The following is an 18,495-nucleotide window of genomic DNA, read 5'->3' as shown; positions in this document are numbered from 1 at the left end:
AAAACTTCCCCACAAATCTATACGCTTTAATATAAAAGGCGGGCTTTCACCCGCCCTTAGAACCGGCTCTCTTAAGGTTAATTATTCAAGAGCTGCTGTACGCGAGCATTCATATCATCCAAACCTTCGTCAATCGAAGCATTTTTAGTCATAATATTGTCATGCGCTTCATTCAAAATAACTTCGATGTCCGCGCTCTTTTCATGCATAGGCATTTCCAGATAAGTCTTAACAGTAGTCAGTGCCGCTTTGCTGTTCTCATCCGCAGGGAAGCCCTCGATGGAAGTAATGGAATTGATAACTTCATCATTCTTAATCGCTGGAATGGTTCCGGTGGAAGCAATAACTTTAGCGCCTTCTTCACCAGTCACGAATTTCATGAAATCAAGTGCTGCTTCTTTATGTTTGGATTTCTGATTTACAGCCAGAGAAGTAATTGTGCCCAGGGTTGTACCGGCTTCCACACCATCCGGATGAGGGTATTTCGCAATGCCCCAGTTAGCCGATTGGGACTCGCCGCTCTTCACTTTCTCAATCTGTGTAGCGATAAACCAGCTGCCCATGTTCATAGTAGCAACGGAATTATTGTAGAATACGCCAGAATAGTGCGTGCTTGAAGTCTTCAGTGTGGCGTAATCCATTACGATGCCGTCTTCCTGTTCTTTCAGGATCCGCTCATAGGTTGGCTTCAAGAAATCGTAGTTTCCGTCAACAACAGTGTTCTTGCCGTCCAGAATACCGAACAGTTGAACCGCACTACGCCAAGTATGGTAGTGAGCTCCGTACACTTTTTCAGAACCGCTGCCAGAAGTCATTTTTCTGGCCAACTCATCATATTGCTCGAATGTCATATCATTGCTTGGATATTCCACTCCTGCTTTGTCGAACAAATCTTTATTGTAGTAGAGAATCCAGAAATCGCTGCGAAAAGGAAGCGCATACACCTCATCGTTCACTTCGATTTGTTCTACAGTACCTCCATATACCGAAGGATCAATAGCGTTGCCACTCATAAAGCTTTTAAGCGGCTCCAGGTGATTCTGTTTCACAAGGTTCGAGTAGCCCGGAATATCTTTAATTGTAAGTACGTCCAGATCTGCGCCACCGGACAGTTGTGTGCTTAACATGGTCATATAGTCCGTCGACCCCAGATCGACATATTCGATCGTTACATTCGGATGCTCAGCTTTGTAGGCATCGATCAGTGGCTTGTAGTAAGCGGTAGCTTCCCAATCCCACAAGGCCCATTTCAAAGTCACAGGCTCCTGGCTCGGTTCAGCGGAAGCGTTTGCAGAATTCCCCGTTGCTGGAGCTGTCGTTGCAGCAGCACCTTCGTTGTTGTTATTACCAGAACATCCAGCCAGCAGACTCATGGAGAATACTGTGGCGAGGGTTATGCCATAGAATCTTTTCAGTTTCATTTAAATATCCCCTTTTCTTCTGATTGTGTAACTACGATCGGCTCTTCTGAGCTTAGTTCAAAGTTTATAGCTTTTTCCGCAAGAATGGCATGCATTATCAAACAAAGTTCATTCACTTTTCTGTGCTCTTCTTCCCTGCTCGGGTTCAAACCTGTAATTTTCTATCTAAAACATGTAAAATATTCAGCTTATGTACCTCCCCCTGTATCGGAACGCAGGAATATGCTATGGTATATGAAAACGCTTTATATGTTTTCACATTTTGTAGAGGAGTGTTAAATACGGTAAGAAAATCCACCATTAAAAGTCGCATTATTCTGCTCATGGCCGTATTCGCACTGCTGATAGCGTCGCTGCTTTCTTTTTTCAGCTATGAATTAATTACTTATTATCAGCGTAAAACAACCATCCAGGCGACCGAGTTCAATCTGCAGCTGGTATCTCATATTATTGAACAGGATTTGATTGATCTGTCATCCCTGGCGATGACCTGCAGCACTAACTCTTCTACTAATACCCTGATCACAGACTACTTCAGCTCACCTAAGGCTAGCTCTAAGGAAGCAGTTAATGTATTCAACTCGATGCAGCAGGACTTCCTGAACAACCGCTCCAACAGCTATGCCCGCCGTCTGATTGTTACGGATAGCAACGGCAAGTTTCTGCAGGTGGATAAAACCGGCACCTCTGTTCCGCTTACCATACACAATATCGGTCAAATTACCGGCCTTAGCAATGATGCCGAGGAGAAATGGGACCGGGTGATCAAGGACCCGCTCTCCAACACGAACGGAATTCCTTTTGTTTTTCCTATTTACGGCAAAGGAGCTTCCCGGGTTGGAACGGTGTACCTGTTAGCGAATACAACTGTTATTACCGACAAGCTGAAAGGGTACTCCCTGCCGAAGAATTCCCGGCTGCTGCTGACGCTCGGCAATCATCATTATCAGCTCATCGGCGATCAGGTCATCGCCATTGCAGAGCCGTATGAACCGGTGGCCTATACCAATGATAAACCTGTCGGTCCGCAAACCGAGCTGTCCATGGTCAAGCTGGCGGACGAGAAAGAGAGCCATATCGTGGTATCTTATCCCGTACGCAGCGGAGTCATTCTGTCACAGACTTTATCCAATGACCTGTTCGCTCCCAAGACAAATATATGGATTCTGGTTATGCTCGGCGTCTGTCTCCTGGTTATTGTCTTAAGCGCTATCATTACGCTGTATCTGACCCGTACCATCAGTCTTCCGGTGGAAAAACTGAAGAAGCGGATTGATAAGATCGCCCAGGGCAATTTCCTGCTGGACCGCAATATCGAATGGAACAGCGAGCTTGGCGATGTCGGACGGGGTATTAACCGCCTGTCCCAAGATATCGTAGCGCTTATGGACAGCCGGCTCGCTGACGAGAAACAGAAACAGGAGCTGGAATACCGGATGCTGCAGAGTCAGATCAATCCCCATTTCCTGTACAACACACTGAATTCGATCAAATGGATGGCTACAATTCAGAATGCTACCGGCATCGCAGAAATGACCACTTCACTATCTAGACTGCTGCGCAGCATCGCCAAAGACAACCGTAGACTGATGCCGCTGAAGGATGAGCTGAGCCTGCTGGATGATTATTTTTTGATTCAGAAATACCGCTATGGCAGTACGGTCTCTATGGTAAAGGAGATTGACAACGAGGAACTGCTAACCGGCCTAATTCCACGATTCACGCTCCAGCCCCTGGTCGAGAACGCCATCTTCCATGGCATTGAGCCCAAAGGCAGAGGAGAAATTCTCATTAAGGTGGCCAAAAGTGGATTCGCCGATATTCTAGTTACGATTGAAGACAACGGTGTAGGGATGAAGGAAGAAGAAATCTCCACGATTCTGTCGAATCCAGGTGACGGAAGCAAAGAAATGCCCGAGAATATTGGACTCCGCAGCGTAAATGAACGTTTGCGCCTGGCATTTGGGGATAATTACGGTCTTTCGATTGAGAGTGAGTCGGGCCAATATACCCGGATGAAGATTCTTCTGCCGTTCCTGCAAAAGGAATAGAGTAGCATACCAAGCAAGGATGTGATGGAATTGATCAAGTTGTTAATCGCTGATGACGAGGCGCTGGTCTGTATCGGCTTGCAGTCCATGCTGAAGTGGGAGCAATATAATATAGAAATTGTCGGCATTGCACACAACGGGGCTCAAGAGGAAGAAATGATTGACACCCTCCGTCCTGACATTGTAATCAGCGATATAAAAATGCCAATTAAAAGCGGCTTAGAAGTTGCCAATGCGGTACGCAAAAAACACGGCCGGCTTCCGCTGTTTATCATCTTAACAAGCTACGAGGAATTCGAATACGCACGTGGAGCGATTGAAGTGCAAGCCACAGATTATCTAGTGAAGCTGGAACTGACACCAGAGGCACTTGATGCCTCCATTCGGAAAGCAATTTCCCAATTGGAGGCTTTTCAAACCCTAGACAGCTATCCCATGCTTGCTCATAGAGGCAATCTACAAGCCCAACGCGATAAATTTTTCATCCGCCTGTTCAATAACTTATTCGCAAATAAAAACCAGTACCTTCTGCAGAGAGATGATTTAAACCTTGAGCTCAAGGAACCTGCTTATCTAGTCTGCACTTGCCGTATTTTGGGACCAGACAGTGTCCCGCCCCGCGGCGATAAAATGGTTGCTCTGTGCTCAAGTACCGTCCAAATGGCCAAAGATACGCTTACTTCCATAAGACCTTGTTATGTGACCAGTCTGGACTTGCGCAATTTTGCTGTAACCCTGCCCGTCAACGGGACGGATTCACGGCAATGGATGCCTGAGATTGAAATGCTATTGACCCATATGGCCTCCATACTCCATAACTACTTCAATGTAAGGATCATCGGCGCGATCGGCTTTGCGGTCGAGGATCCTTATTTGCTGCGGGAAAGCTACCTCGCTGCGCGAAAAGCGCTTCCTGCTGCGGTTAAAGCACAGTCGTTTGTGTTTTTTGCCGAAGGAGAGTCGCTGGAGCAGGATCATCTGTTGTTTGATTTCTCCGAATTGCGTACAGAGATCCGCCGTGCTTTTGAAGAAATGGATACCCAAGCTTTATACGCCATTATCTCCAAAATGATCGAAATCTTCGACGGCCGGGCCGACCTGCTGGTTCCCGCCACTGATGCCGCCTGCAACATTCTGTATATGGCCACTTCACTACTTGCAGACGGTGAGAATATTGTGGAGCAAATTTTCGAAAATGAACCGGAGGGCTACCGGGCTATCTACCAGATGCATACGATTGAAGAGATCGCCGGCTGGCTGATCCAGTTCAGGGACGGTTGCTCGGACATCCTCTCTACCCGCAGACAAAGCTACAAGGAGCAGCTCGTCAAAAATGTCCAAGAGTATATTAAACGAAATCTCGGAACTAAGCTCTCGCTCAATCAAGTGGCGGATGTCTTCAATTTCAGTCCCAACTATCTGAGCCACCTTTTCTCCAAGGTTGCCAAGGTCAACTATGTGGAATATATCACGGAGATCAAAATCACGACAGCCAAAGAAATGATGGCACGCGGGGAAGGTCGCATCTACGAAATCTCACAGAAGCTGGGATATGAGAGTGCCTTCTATTTCAGCAAGGTCTTCAAAAAGGTAACCGGAATTTCCCCCAGAGAATACATGCAGCAACTTAAAGCAGATTCACCGCCTGACCGAAGCCTCGGAGTAAACAACCGTTCTTGAGATCAAGAGATTATTAAGAATAACCCCACTTCGCAAAAATAAAGCCAATAAATCTGCAAGGAGCAGGCTCTGTTCCTTGCAGATTTATTGGCTTGCCATCACCCTCAGACAGCAACCCTAAGTATCACCCTTTCTCCTGCAATTTTTTTATTTTTATTTTTAAACTAGCAAAATGCTAATACTCCGGTCTTTCTGCCCTAAAAGTCTACCAAAAAACCGCTTACGAGACACTTTCCCAGCTATTAAGACGGCTGTTCCCATATTGACTTTTCAACATATAGTAATTAAAATAAACAACGCACACTAAATATAGTATAGATACGATTTTTCAGTATTTAAAGCTTATCCATTCAGTTTTCATACTATTTTCAATAGTTTTTAATATTTACAGGGGGACAGACACCATGCTAGTCGCGTATGATTCAAAAACAGGAAATGTCAGACGCTTCATCAGCAAACTTAAGTTGCCGGCTGTGCAGATTGAGGAGCATATGACGATTGACGAGCCCTATGTGCTTATTACATATACCACCGGCTTTGGACAGATTCCAGAAAAGGTGTCTACTTTCTTGAAGAACAATAATGCCAATCTGAAAGGCATCGCCGCCAGCGGCAATAAGAACTGGGGCGAGCTGTTCGCGCACAGCGCGGACTTGATTGCAGATCGGTATAACGTGCCCGTTATCGGTAAATTTGAGTTATCGGGTACATTTGGCGATGTAGAACGGATTAAACAGGAGGTGAGCCGGGTTGCGGCATATTGAATTAAACAACATGTTGATGAAGAGAGACGAAAGTGGCTTCTTTCAGTTAGACAAAGATCTTGAGGCAGTAGCCGAATTTATGCGGGATGTAGAGCGCCGGAGTCTGGTTTTTGCGAATACAAAAGCCAAGGTTGATTATATGATTGAACAGGATTTCTACGAGAATTTTTACGAACAGTACAGCACGGCGGAGATTGAAGAAGTCTACCAGATTACCCACGCCTACAACTTCAGTTTTCCATCTTATATGGCAGCTTCGAAATTCTACACGGATTACGCTGTAAAAACCAATGACCGCAAACAATATCTGGAGCATTACCCGGACCGTGTGGCGGCAGTCGCCCTTCACCTGGGACGCGGCAACGCCGATACTGCCGGGGTACTTGCCCGTTCGATGATGGAACAGCGCCTGCAACCTGCGACCCCAACCTTCTTAAATGCCGGTAAGAGCCGGCGTGGTGAGCTCGTCTCCTGCTTCCTAATCGAAATGGACGACTCGCTCAATTCCATCAACTATGTGCTGAATACCTGCATGCAGTTGTCGAAGATCGGTGGCGGTGTGGCCGTCAACCTATCCAAGCTACGCTCCCGTGGTGAAACTATCAAGGGTGTTGAGGATGCTGCGAAGGGAATTATACCTGTACTTAAGCTGATGGAAGACGGCTTCTCCTATGCAGATCAGATGGGTCAGCGTAAAGGATCAGGAGCAGCCTATTACAACATTTTTGGCTGGGACGTTCTGGAATTCCTCGACAGCAAGAAGATCAATGCCGACGAAAAAACAAGACTCAAAACCCTGTCCATCGGCCTGATTATTCCGAACCGCTTCTATAAGCTGGCGAAGGACAATGAAGCACTGCATGTATTTGCTCCTTACAGTGTGTACAAAGCCTACGGAACGCATCTCGACGATATGGATCTGGATGACATGTATGATAAGCTGCTGGCCGATCCACGTGTCAAAAAGAAGAAAGCTATGAGCGCACGGGATATGCTGACCAAAATTGCCATGATCCAGCTGGAATCTGGCTATCCATATATCATGAACAAGAGCAATGCCAATGCGGCCCATGCTCTGAAAAACGTCGGACAGATCAAAATGTCCAACCTTTGTACTGAAATCTTCCAGCTGCAGGAGACCTCAGAGATTGCCGACTACGGACAGGAGAGTACAATCCGCCGCGATGTAAGCTGCAATCTGGCTTCCTTGAACATTGTTAACGTGATGGAACATGGCAAAATCCGTGAATCCGTACATGAGGGCATGATCGCCCTGACCGCTGTTAGCGATATGACCAGTATTTCCAATGCCCCAGGCGTAGCCAAAGCAAACAAGGAGATGCACTCTGTCGGTCTTGGCGTCATGAATCTGCACGGCTATCTGGCTAAGAACAACATTGCTTATGAAAGCGAGCAGGCCCGCGATTTTGCCCGGACCTTCTTTATGACCATGAATTTCCACTCGCTGGAGAAAAGCATGGAAATCGCTGCCGCGACGGGCCGATCTTTCCATGGATTTGAGGCTTCTGATTATGCTACGGGAGCTTATTTTGAGCGTTACCTGACTACCGATTACCGTCCGGTTACCCCAAGGGTACAAGAGTTATTCGGAGATATTTATATCCCATCCCCAGCTGACTGGGAACAATTGCGGGATGCGGTAAAAGCAAATGGCCTATACCATGCTTACCGTTTGGCGATTGCGCCAACGGCCAGCATTTCCTATATCCAAAACGCCACTTCAAGCGTTATGCCGATTGTTGAGCAGATTGAGACTCGGACTTATGCTAATTCAACTACTTATTATCCGATGCCGTACCTGCGGCCGGACAATGTGTTTTTCTATAAATCGGCTTACCAGATGGACCAGTTCAAGGTAATCGATCTGATCGCGGAAATTCAGCCCCATATCGACCAAGGTATCTCGACCGTTCTGCATGTTAACAGTGATGTTTCCACCAGAGAACTGGCCCGCTCCTACCTGTATGCGGCGCATAAAGGCTTGAAGTCGCTGTATTACACCCGGACCAAAAAGCTGTCTGTCGAGGAATGCCTCACCTGCTCAATCTAAAAGGAAGGCTATAGCCGCAGAAAAGGAGATTGCAATATTATGACCGCTATCCAAGCCGTTAACTGGAACCGTCCCGACGACGATTTCTCATTGATGTTCTGGAATCAGAACATTATGCAATTCTGGACGGACGATGAAATTCCATTATCCGATGATAAAATGTCCTGGCTCACGCTCAGTGAGCAAGAAAAGGACTCCTATATGAAGGTGCTGGGCGGCCTGACACTGCTGGATACGATTCAAGGCGGAGTCGGAATGCCGCAGATTATGGAGCATGTCGAAGGCCTTCAACGTAAAGCCGTACTGGGCTTCATGGGCATGATGGAACAAATTCACGCCAAATCGTACAGCAGTATTTTCACCACTTTGTCCTCTACAGAGGAGATCGACAGTGTATTCCGCTGGGTAGAAGAGAACCCCTTCCTCCAGTTCAAAGCGGAGACCATATCACAATATTACAAAAACATAGACTCACCTAAAGACCTGTACCTTGCCATGGCAGCCTCCGTCCTGCTCGAGAGCTACTTGTTCTACAGTGGTTTCTTCTATCCCCTATATCTGGCTGGGCAGGGCAAAATGACTTGCAGCGGTGAGATCATCGACCTTATTCTACGGGATGAGAGCATCCATGGGGTATATGTCGGCGTGCTGGCACAAGAGATCTTTGACGGGCTCCCAGAAGACGAGCAACGCGAACTTCACCATACGCTGGTAGAATTGCTTCGACTGCTGCATGAGAATGAAGAGCATTATACCGAGCAGATCTATGCCCCTATCGGATTGGTGGACGAGGTTAAGACTTTCCTAAGATACAATGCCAATAAAGCGATGATGAATCTGGGCCATGATCCGCTATTTGACGAGGAAGAGATCAACCCGATTGTTCAGAACGGGATCAGCACCCACACCAAGCAGCATGACTTCTTCTCGAAGAAAGGCAACGGATATGTCCGGGCGCTTAATGTGGAGCCACTGAAGGATGAAGATTTTCAATTTTAAATATAGATAAAACAAAAAGTGCGGAGAAAGCTCTCCGCACTTTTTGCTAACTCTATTTATTAGATTATTGCAATTTTTTCAGAACTGTTCTAGCTTCTTCATAGGTATCGTAAGCATCAGCAAAATCTCTGCCAAAAATACGTTTCAATTGCATTTTCCAAATTGGGTTTTTAGTTACATAAGCCCATCCTGCTTGACCAGCTGCTTTCGCCATCTCACCTGTTGGAGCCAACATTGCTGCAACTTCAGGAGAAAGTACACTTGCAGATTCAGTTACATCAGTTGTACCCGTAAATTTAGGACTAACAAGCTTCATGATATTCTCAAAATCTTTCAAGTATCCTGGAACATCCTCAGCAGAAAAATCGATAGATACTACATCGATGTGGTTTTCACTTTTGTTGTATTTAATTGTGTATGACATAATTGTATTCCTCCAAGTTTTAATAGTTATTTTTTAATAATAGAAAGAAATGTATGTAACTCCAACAGACAAAAAATTTCTGCCCAGGCTTTTTAGTAACTTCTACTTTTGGCAACTGGGTTTGGAACAAACTGCCTTGTTTAAATGATGCCATATCGTTACAATCAATAGTAAATGACATCTATTTCCTGTATCGTTTTATTGCAACATCCTTTCTAATATATTTTAACTCATACCTATTACCTATATTATTATCGACAAATTTCTTTTTTTATTTATATTAAAATACAAATTTCTACAAATTCCAACATATCCATGGTTATATTTGCCTTAATTTCATTCACACTTGTGTAATTCCGTTATCATTTAGAAACAACTAAAAAAGGCTCTGCGTGCGCCTTCAACTCCAGTCCATTTATCCTACAGGATTTCCGAACAGGAATACGCCGCAAAGCCTTCGATACTAGATGCTTATATAAGTAAATTAATCCGACTAATTACTTAGTTGCGGAGTAGCCCCCGTCAATCACATGTGCTGTACCTGTAATAAATGAAGCCTCATCACTTAGAAGGAAACATGCAAAAGCAGCTACTTCCTCAGGCGTACCATATCTGCCCAAAGCCGTTCCAGAAGCGATAAGAGATTGAAGCATCTCTACATCATCAGACAACAGCTTTTCGTATCTGTTCATGGTTGGTGTAGGGATAGGACCAGGGCAAATAGCATTTACTCTGATATTACGGTGACCCACTTCTTTAGCAACCGATTTAGTCATGCCCACAATGGCGTGTTTACTTGCTGAATAAGCTGCATCATTTGCCATCCCAATAAAAATACCATGCAAGGAGGAACAGTTTAGAACGGAAGCACCGGATTTCATATGTGGTAATGCATAATGCAACATGTAGAATTGGCCATTAAGATTTGTCTGAATCACCTTTTGAAACAATATCGGATCATATTCTGTAACATCCGCATTATCTCCTGTAATTGCTGAGTTATTATAAAGGCAATCAATCTTTCCATAAGCTGCTAAGGTTTGATCTACGATATTTTTGCAGTCTGCTTCAACTGAAACGTCTGACCGCACAAACAGTGCTTCTCCACCTAAAGCTTTGATTTCTTCGACTGTGTTAGCGCCAGCATCTGATCGATTGGCAACTACTACAGTACCACCCTCTCTTGCTACTCTCAATGCTGTAGCTTTTCCGATTCCGGTACCAGCACCCGTAATAATAACTACTTTGTTTTCAAATCTGTTGCTACTCATTATGCGCACCACTTTCTTATGTCTTTTTCAGGAAGAGGATTTGAACCTCATAGACCCTAATGTCACCTGATACAGTGTGGATTGGAACATTTTTGCAGAAAAATCGACAAAATTATCCTCTATATGACAACTTTATTGTATTTAATTGTATATAGCAATCAATATTTTAATCTACTTTTCCAACAATTGAGAATTTGGTTTTGATCGTCATAAAAAATACACCCCTTAGAATTTCATCAGATAAACCAGAAGTTTTATCCAATGTTATTCTAAGAGGTGTAATAAACCTCTACCTAACTCCACGAACTGGGACGTCGATTCGAACTTGACCTCCACCCGTCAGGGGAGAATTGCTAATATGCAGACTGCCCTGATGCTGCCTGACAATGGTGTCGGCAATATAAAGTCCCAATCCATAGTGACTTTTGGAGGTACGGCTACTGTCCCCTCGATAAAACTGCTTAACTGCAGATTGGAGTCCTTCACTCGTAAATCCTGATCCACTGTCTGCTACCGTTATACTCCACCAATCTTGTTTTGCCTCAACCTGCAAATAAATCACACTCTCATACGGGGAATACTCTACCGCATTAGCGAGTACATTCATCACAGCCCGATGAAGTAGCTCATTGTCTATCAACACCTCAGGGGGCAGATTATTGTCCTGGTGGAATTCTATCCGAAGATGCTTAGGGACAACCAACGCATCTAACTGCGTACGAATTTGCTGGATAAAAGCTTCCGTTCTAACCCATTTAGAGCGGGGAGAAATTTGTTTCCTCGTATTAGAAATCTCAATAAGTGTTGCCATGTATTGTTCGATTTGATCCGCATTTTTGGAAATATACCCTATATATTCTTGCTGATTCTCCGCTAAATCTGAGTCTATCAGCAAATCTGCATTTCCTTGAATAATCGTAAGAGGAGTCTTAATGTCGTGGGCAAGCGCAGAAATCTGCTCTTTTTTCATTTGTTCCAAATTCCATTGCTGTTCTAGCGACTTTTTCAATTCCTCTCTCAGCTGTTCCAGGGATGATAGCACCTCATCAATTTCACTGACCCCAGAATACACGACAGTAAAATCCAAATTCTTAGCTTCAATGTGATGTGCAGCTTCTTGCAAGGAAGCCATTTTTTGACTCAGTCTTCGAGCGAAAAATCCAGAAATCAGAATAACTTCCAGTAACATCAGAACTACAAAAAACAGCAATAACGTTAATTGCGGATTAGGCAGCGTGTTATGCAGAAAATTCGAGGTGAACTGCGGTACGATTGCATATTGCAGTACGATAACCTCATGCTCCCGCTCAATCACATCGGTGCAGTTTGTACCCATGAGATTACAACTGCTTTGATTCTTCTGCAATATATCTAGAGCGCGTTCTTTAGGAATATTTCCTGAAATATAGTTCTTTTGCTGATCCAATACCGCATGTTCCGCTCCCCAAGGGATCATTTCTTGCGTAATTTCTGGCGCACGCTGCAAAACATCCCAAGACTTTGCAATGGATTGCTCAGTATGGTTTGCTGGAACAATCATTCCATACTGCATTAATAGAGTAAATACCCCTAAACACAGAAATGCCAATAATAGAGTACACGCACCTAATGATAATAAATATTGAATGAAGACTGAACGGAGCCGTATTCGTTTCACACCCATTTGTAACCTATCCCCCAAACGGTTTCAATCGGTGAAACCTCCCTCGCACTCAGCTTACTGCGGATATTTTTTACATGTTCTGTAATAGTTGAGCTATCGCTTTCTCTGTCATAGCCATAAACCGATTCATAAATTTGTTCTTTGGAAAAAACCTGACCTTTATTTCTAGCAAGAAATTCACATATCTGATATTCACTTTTAGTGAGATTTATTTTCTCTTTATCAATAGAAATCTCCTTTGCCGAGAGATTGAATTTCACTCCAGATGCGCTTAACATATGATTTTTCCCTCGATTCTCACGCCGCAAATGAGCGTTAACCCGAGCCTTCAACTCGCCTGCGCGAAAAGGCTTCACGATATAGTCATCTGCCCCTACACTAAGTCCAAACATAATATCTGTCTCCATTGATTTAGCTGTAAGAAACAGAATCGGACAGTCTACGATATCCCTGATTTGAGTACAGAGCTCAAAACCATCGATATCTGGCATCATCACGTCCAACAGGATTAAATCAAATGTCGAGTACTCGTTCAAAGGCATATGTCGTGCACTTGTTTTTACCGTAACCCTATGGTGATCTTTGCTAAGAATATTATTTACTAGCGCCAAAATATCAGGTTCATCATCTATTATTAAAATATTAGCCAGTGACCTCACTCCTATTTATTCATATGATTTCCTACCCTGAAAGTAATGAAACCATATCAAGCCTAACATTGCCATTATCATTGTACTAATAAGTATAGCAGGTACGGAATGAAGAAGTTGCAGCTTCAATACTTCCGTTTCAATGAACCCGTTAGGTTGTGCATAAAACAAGGGAAGTTGAATCATCCGCATCGACCAGGCCCACGGTATGTATAACCACACTTTATCTCCTACAATGGTTCCACCTACGATAGCTGCAATTAGCGTACCTGCACTACCCACCGTTAGAGAAAGTCCCAAACCTCCAGCATAACTTAAGATGAGATGAAAGATCATTAAGATTAGAGCAGTGCCTACAACCCAACAAGCTCCTTGCCAGAATATTAGATATTGTATCTGCTCTATATGCAAAATTTGTTTCATGCCCAGTATTAGAATTGATGTTGAACCGAATACGATCCATATCATCGCCAAGATTATGAACCCGAGTTTTCTTATATAACACTTCGGACGTGAAAGAGCACTTAATAGATTATAGAATCCCCCTGCCCCCTCCTCTAAACCACTCATTAAAGCAGAGAATAATCCTATCCCAACAGGTAACCCAAAGGCTATTAATGAAAAATAACCATCATAGATGTGAAACTGATCCGCACGCTGTGAAAAATACCAAAGTACCATCATCGGATATAGAACAGGAACAAGGAATATCAACCAACGAATTGCAGTGTGCTTAGTCATCAACCATTCAGCTTGTAATAGCCGGAGTATCACCATCTCTATCGCACCTCTCTTCTACTAAACCAGCAGCTAGTTAAGGTGAGGGTTACCAAAAAGAATACAAGCGACACCACAATTCCAGGTAAAATAACCGAAGAGTCTCTTAGAGCATCCTGTGCTGAAAGAGCCACACCATTTGGACGTACACCAACAATGGGACACATTAACCTTAAAGCCCAACTCCACGGAACATAAATCCATGAAGGTTGATCCGCTGCTAGTACACTCACAATCATCCCAAACAGACCTGCAAGAATAGATACTACAGACCCAAATTGTTCAGCTAAGAATAGATAGATTGGAATCATCCCCAAAGAGGTCAACCAAACAACCATAGCGGCTGTTGTAATTTCAGATAAGGGTGCTGCACCCAAAGGAAACAAAAGACCAGATAGGTACATTACTGCAATAAGGAGCAGCGAAGACAACAGCAAATAATATGACACCACAATAATTTTACTGAGCCAAAGTTTAACGATGCTAATTCCGTGACTGCTTAAGCTGCGGTATCCTCCAGCCTTACGATCCTTGTTATTCGATAGTGTAGACAACAAAGCAGATCCTATGGTCATGAATAACAGCGGCCACCAATTAAAGACCATTTCCATAAAATAGTGGTCTTCAGTTTGCAGGTTCTGTTGTGTGAAAAATGAAAATAGAAGAAAAAACAGTGGCACCACGACAATCAATTTTCGCGAAAATGTTCGTTTGAATTTAATATTTTCGGATAAAAGATAGTGGATCATCTGGTTACCTCCTGTCTGTTCCGACTCACGACTTCCATGAACAATTTCTCCAAATCATCACCAGGAAATATTGCATTCTGATACCCTAGAACACCATTACTAATGATTCCAATATGATCGGAAATTTGCTCCACCTCATGAAGAATATGACTCGATAAAATAACTGTAATCCCTTGTGCAGGAAATGAGCGTATAAGCTTACGTAATTCCTGAATTCCAATCGGGTCAAGCCCATTTGTCGGTTCATCCAGAATCAAGAGTCTAGGTTGATTTAACAAAGCGATCGCAATCCCGAGACGTTGCTTCATGCCCATAGAGAATTGTCCCGCTCTTTTTTTGCCTGTTGTTGTTAAATCAACAATTTCAAGAACTTCCCGAATCCGAGAATCCGGTAAGTTTAATATTGTCGTGTGTACCTTCAAATTTTGGACAGCAGTCAGATTCCCATAAAGTGGCGGGGACTCAATCAGCGCTCCAATGTGTAGTAAATCCTTACGTGTCCATGGATGACCGTCAAATAAAATTTGTCCTGACGTCGCTCGAAGTATTCCTGTTATCATTTTTAGAGTCGTCGATTTACCTGCGCCGTTTGGGCCTAACAGTCCATAAATCGAATTAGTTTTTACGGTTATGTTGATATCGTTAACCGCACGCTGCCCCCTGAAATTCTTGCATAAATTATTAGTTTGTAAAATATACTCTCCCATCCTTTATCATCCTCTCATTTGCTATACGTTGATCATATATAGCAAATCTAAGGACTTTATAAGGTTTTACTGAGCTCAAATTATACGGGATTATAACGAGCATAAAAAAGCTCGGTTCAAATTTAACGTTGAACCGAGCCTGGAATATTTATCATCTAATACATGAACTTCAAATATTGCAAAAAAATCATGCTCTGCGAATTGTAAATTCAAAATCCATATCTAAGGATGGATTGATTTGATATTCATCAAGAACTGGAGCTCCCCAGCTGTCATCCCCGCCTACGCCCATTTGACGTCCAGCAATGGTAACAACGGTATAGTGAACGTTCGGCAGCTCATAATGATGTGTCGCATTCTCCAGCTCCATTGCCGAGTAAGGCGAGATATTGGCTTCAACAGGGGCTGTAGCTGGTGCAGATATTATAATGCCTTGGCCATAATCATTCATTATGGATACTTCGCGCACACCTGTGCGGTTGCCCGATTCCTGCGGCACCAAATAGGACGACACATTATCCATCGCATGATTCTGGAAGCGACACAATCTCGCCCCATACGCACGGTCGATATAATTTTCTTCCGGCCCATTTGCATACCAATTCAGCTGATGATAATCCGCTGGCACCTTAAAGCTTAAAGCGAAGAGCGGAAGCTTTGGTAAACCCGCTGCTCCATGGTAGCTTGATTTCACCTGTATGCTTCCATCGGAGAACACTGTGTAAGTTACACTTACCCGTACTCCCTCTGATACACTAAGCTTATACACGTAAGTCACCGTCGCACGGTCCTTCTCCTCCACGAGCTCGAAGCTTAACGTTCTACGGGTCAAGCTTGCTGCATACCAAGGGGAAGAGTCGAAATGCATTCCCGCCCCCTTGTCATTGTCTGTCATTGCTCTCCAGAAGAGCGGTGCCGGCGGTGAAGAGATCATTTCCTGCCCTGAATATTTAACAGAAATTAATGTACCCGCCTGCTTTGAGAACATTACGGAGAAGTCACGACCATGTACGCCAATATTCACATCTCCTTCAACCACGCGAAAATCATTCACGACAGATGTTATCTTAGCATCTGTTAAAGACTCCTCGGCTGACGTATTTGCCACTTGAAAAACATGCTGGCCAAAAGCGATTTCATAACCGCTATTCGCCCATAAAGAATCTTCCTTCAGAACAAGAGAAACATCCAAGCTATACTCGCCAGGCTGATTCTTAATATCGGGTAGATCAACTTCTACATATTTTTCCTCGCCCGGATTAACCTGAGCGAAGACAGTTCCACGCTGGATGACCCTACCCTCATAGTTCAGAGCGTATTGTAATTCATAAGCATCCAAGCCCACAAATAAGTTTTCATTTCTGATTGTAAAACCCTGACTGTCCGGGAGCAGCTTGAAGTTCTGATACAGAAATTTCACTTCCTGCATTTTTGGCGACCATCTCCGATCCGCATACACAATTCCGTTACCAGAGAAGTTGTAATCGGTTGAACGGTCATCGAAGTCTCCTCCATAAGCCATGAAGGGCTTACCGTATCGATCATTTTTCACAATCACCTGATCCATATAATCCCAGATAAATCCACCCTGATACATTGGATACTTCTGCTCTAGCTCTGTGTATTTATGCAACCCCCCGACGGAATTGCCCATCGCATGCATGTATTCACAGCTAATATATGGTTTTAGCGGATCTTCTGTTAAATACCTTTCGATATCTGCTGCTTTCGCATACATCCGGCTCTCCATATCGCTCGAATCATCATATTCACGGTTATGGAACACCCCTTCGTAATGAACCAACCGAGTAGGGTCCTTCTCTCGAAAATAATTGGCTACGTTCAGAATTACTTCTCCTGCAAAAGATTCGTTCCCACAGGACCAAATTAGAATGGAGGGATGATTTTTGTCTCTCTCCACCATGGAAATCGCACGATCCATCACGATATCCTGCCATTCAGGCTTATTGCCGGGGATGTTCCAAGACGGCTCAACTGCCCCCATTTTCTGCCATGATCCATGCGACTCTAAATTCATCTCGTCAATGACATAGACTCCGTATTCATCACACAACTCATACCACAGTGTCATATTCGGATAGTGCGAGGTCCGAACCGCGTTGATGTTCGCCTGCTTCAAGGTTTTTATGTCCCACAGCATATCTTCTTTTGTAATACTGCGTCCAAAGCGCGGATTAAACTCATGCCGGTTAACGCCTTTAAATACAATACGTTTGCCGTTTAAGTGCATAATCTTATCTATCATTTCGAATTTCCGAAAACCAATTTTTTGCGGCACAACTTCTACAAGATCCCCGGATGCGTTGTAAACTGATACGTAAAGGGTATACAGATTAGGAGCTTCTGCGCTCCACAGCTGCACCTTTGTTGCCGCAAGCGTAAGCGAAAGGGAATCTCCTGAAACTTCACTTTCAGTACTAGCCACAAGATTACCTGCTCTATCCTTAAGCTCAAGGAGCACTTTTGAGGCAGACTTACCTATCAATTGCATGACAGCCGTCAGCGTTCCTTGCTCAAACTTTTCATCCAAATCGGTTTGAACGTGGAGATCCCGCACATGAACATCCGGCACGGTGTATAGATACACCTCACGAAAAATTCCCGAAAAACGCCAGAAGTCCTGATCCTCCAACCAACTCCCCGTGCTGCGCTGATAGACTTCAACCGCCAGCTTATTTTCGCCTTCCGTCAAGTACGATGTTAAATCAAATTCACTCGGTGTAAAGCTATCTTCGCTATAGCCAACAAACTCCCCGTTTAGCCATATATAAAAAGCCGATTCAACTCCTTGAAAAGATATATACACCGGACGTTGCTCCCAGCCCGCAGGAACTTCAAAATATTTGACATAGCTGCCTACAGGATTGTGGTCCTCAGAGATCATCGGAGGTCTAAGATGCTCATGACCGTCCCATGGATACATCGTATTCACGTACTGAGGCTGCCCATAACCCTGAAGTTGGATATGACCGGGAACTTTAATATCCTTCCAGCCTCTGCAAGACACGTCCTCCTTATAAAAATGAACCTGTCGTTCCATGGCATTTTGGGCATAACTAAATTTCCAGCTGCCGTTCAGGCTATGGCGCCAGGGCATTTCTCCAAGCGCTTCGGCTTCATTTTTCGTTTGGTAATATCGATGGTCAGAATGCGCGTGCACTCTGCCTATTGCATAAATGGACGGGTCTGATAACCATTCCAGACTTGGAGTGAGGTTTCGTTCAACCTGCTGCTTCATCTATACTTC

Annotated in this window: 14 protein-coding genes; 5 read left to right on the top strand and 9 right to left on the bottom strand. The window is 44.0% G+C overall.

All coding sequences use genetic code 11. The features are described 5' to 3' along the window. Nucleotides 1-77: 77 nt before the first annotated feature. The gene (locus NYE58_RS08045) at nt 78-1,421 is read right to left on the bottom strand and encodes an ABC transporter substrate-binding protein (RefSeq protein WP_038569278.1); all 1,344 of its coding nucleotides are present in this window, start codon (nt 1,419-1,421) and stop codon (nt 78-80) included. Between the two features lie 323 nt (nt 1,422-1,744). Between NYE58_RS08045 and NYE58_RS08040 the strand changes: the two genes are divergently transcribed. The 5 genes from NYE58_RS08040 to nrdF all read left to right on the top strand — a co-directional run bounded on the left by NYE58_RS08040 (nt 1,745) and on the right by nrdF (nt 8,986). After that, nucleotides 1,745-3,472 carry a sensor histidine kinase gene (locus NYE58_RS08040; protein ID WP_244886431.1) on the top strand — a complete coding sequence of 576 codons (1,728 nt, stop codon included), beginning with the start codon at nt 1,745-1,747 and terminating at the stop codon, nt 3,470-3,472. 30 nt (nt 3,473-3,502) lie between these two features. Next, nucleotides 3,503-5,152 carry a helix-turn-helix domain-containing protein gene (locus NYE58_RS08035; protein ID WP_052096847.1) on the top strand — a complete coding sequence of 550 codons (1,650 nt, stop codon included), beginning with the start codon at nt 3,503-3,505 and terminating at the stop codon, nt 5,150-5,152. 404 nt (nt 5,153-5,556) lie between these two features. Then, on the top strand, nt 5,557-5,916 hold the full coding sequence (gene nrdI / locus NYE58_RS08030) for a class Ib ribonucleoside-diphosphate reductase assembly flavoprotein NrdI (RefSeq protein ID WP_036675861.1): 360 nt from the start codon (nt 5,557-5,559) through the stop codon (nt 5,914-5,916). After that, the gene (gene nrdE, locus NYE58_RS08025) at nt 5,903-7,987 is read left to right on the top strand and encodes a class 1b ribonucleoside-diphosphate reductase subunit alpha (RefSeq protein ID WP_036675863.1); all 2,085 of its coding nucleotides are present in this window, start codon (nt 5,903-5,905) and stop codon (nt 7,985-7,987) included. The genes nrdI and nrdE overlap by 14 nt, the downstream gene beginning before the upstream one ends. 39 nt (nt 7,988-8,026) lie before the next feature. After that, nucleotides 8,027-8,986 carry a class 1b ribonucleoside-diphosphate reductase subunit beta gene (gene nrdF / locus NYE58_RS08020; RefSeq protein ID WP_036675865.1) on the top strand — a complete coding sequence of 320 codons (960 nt, stop codon included), beginning with the start codon at nt 8,027-8,029 and terminating at the stop codon, nt 8,984-8,986. A 64-nt stretch (nt 8,987-9,050) separates the two neighbouring features. On the opposite strand, the gene NYE58_RS08015 is transcribed toward nrdF, so the two are convergent. From NYE58_RS08015 to NYE58_RS07980, 8 genes are all read right to left on the bottom strand, one after another. Continuing rightward, nucleotides 9,051-9,410, bottom strand: a complete 360-nt coding sequence (locus NYE58_RS08015) for a hypothetical protein (protein WP_036675871.1) — start codon at nt 9,408-9,410, stop codon at nt 9,051-9,053. A gap of 497 nt (nt 9,411-9,907) precedes the next feature. Beyond that, nucleotides 9,908-10,681 (bottom strand): SDR family NAD(P)-dependent oxidoreductase, encoded by a 774-nt coding sequence (locus tag NYE58_RS08010; RefSeq protein WP_036675873.1) that lies wholly within the window; start codon nt 10,679-10,681, stop codon nt 9,908-9,910. 289 nt (nt 10,682-10,970) lie between these two features. After that, complete coding sequence (locus NYE58_RS08005; RefSeq protein WP_178944342.1) at nt 10,971-12,221, bottom strand: HAMP domain-containing sensor histidine kinase; 1,251 nt, start codon at nt 12,219-12,221, stop codon at nt 10,971-10,973. A 113-nt stretch (nt 12,222-12,334) separates the two neighbouring features. Further along, nucleotides 12,335-12,994, bottom strand: a complete 660-nt coding sequence (locus tag NYE58_RS08000) for a response regulator transcription factor (protein ID WP_036675961.1) — start codon at nt 12,992-12,994, stop codon at nt 12,335-12,337. A gap of 15 nt (nt 12,995-13,009) precedes the next feature. Continuing rightward, nucleotides 13,010-13,771, bottom strand: a complete 762-nt coding sequence (locus NYE58_RS07995; RefSeq protein ID WP_076144450.1) for a lantibiotic immunity ABC transporter MutG family permease subunit — start codon at nt 13,769-13,771, stop codon at nt 13,010-13,012. A 2-nt stretch (nt 13,772-13,773) separates the two neighbouring features. Beyond that, complete coding sequence (locus NYE58_RS07990) at nt 13,774-14,520, bottom strand: lantibiotic immunity ABC transporter MutE/EpiE family permease subunit (protein ID WP_036675878.1); 747 nt, start codon at nt 14,518-14,520, stop codon at nt 13,774-13,776. Next, the gene (locus NYE58_RS07985; RefSeq protein ID WP_036675879.1) at nt 14,517-15,227 is read right to left on the bottom strand and encodes a lantibiotic protection ABC transporter ATP-binding protein; all 711 of its coding nucleotides are present in this window, start codon (nt 15,225-15,227) and stop codon (nt 14,517-14,519) included. The genes NYE58_RS07990 and NYE58_RS07985 overlap by 4 nt, the downstream gene beginning before the upstream one ends. A gap of 187 nt (nt 15,228-15,414) precedes the next feature. Beyond that, nucleotides 15,415-18,486 carry a glycoside hydrolase family 2 TIM barrel-domain containing protein gene (locus NYE58_RS07980; RefSeq protein ID WP_038569274.1) on the bottom strand — a complete coding sequence of 1,024 codons (3,072 nt, stop codon included), beginning with the start codon at nt 18,484-18,486 and terminating at the stop codon, nt 15,415-15,417. Nucleotides 18,487-18,495 lie beyond the last annotated feature (9 nt).

Origin of the sequence: Paenibacillus sp. FSL L8-0708 (genome assembly GCF_038009325.1) — a bacterium.
Lineage (GTDB): Bacteria > Bacillota > Bacilli > Paenibacillales > Paenibacillaceae > Paenibacillus_AQ > Paenibacillus_AQ odorifer.
This window is presented reverse-complemented; position numbering and strand designations above follow the sequence as displayed.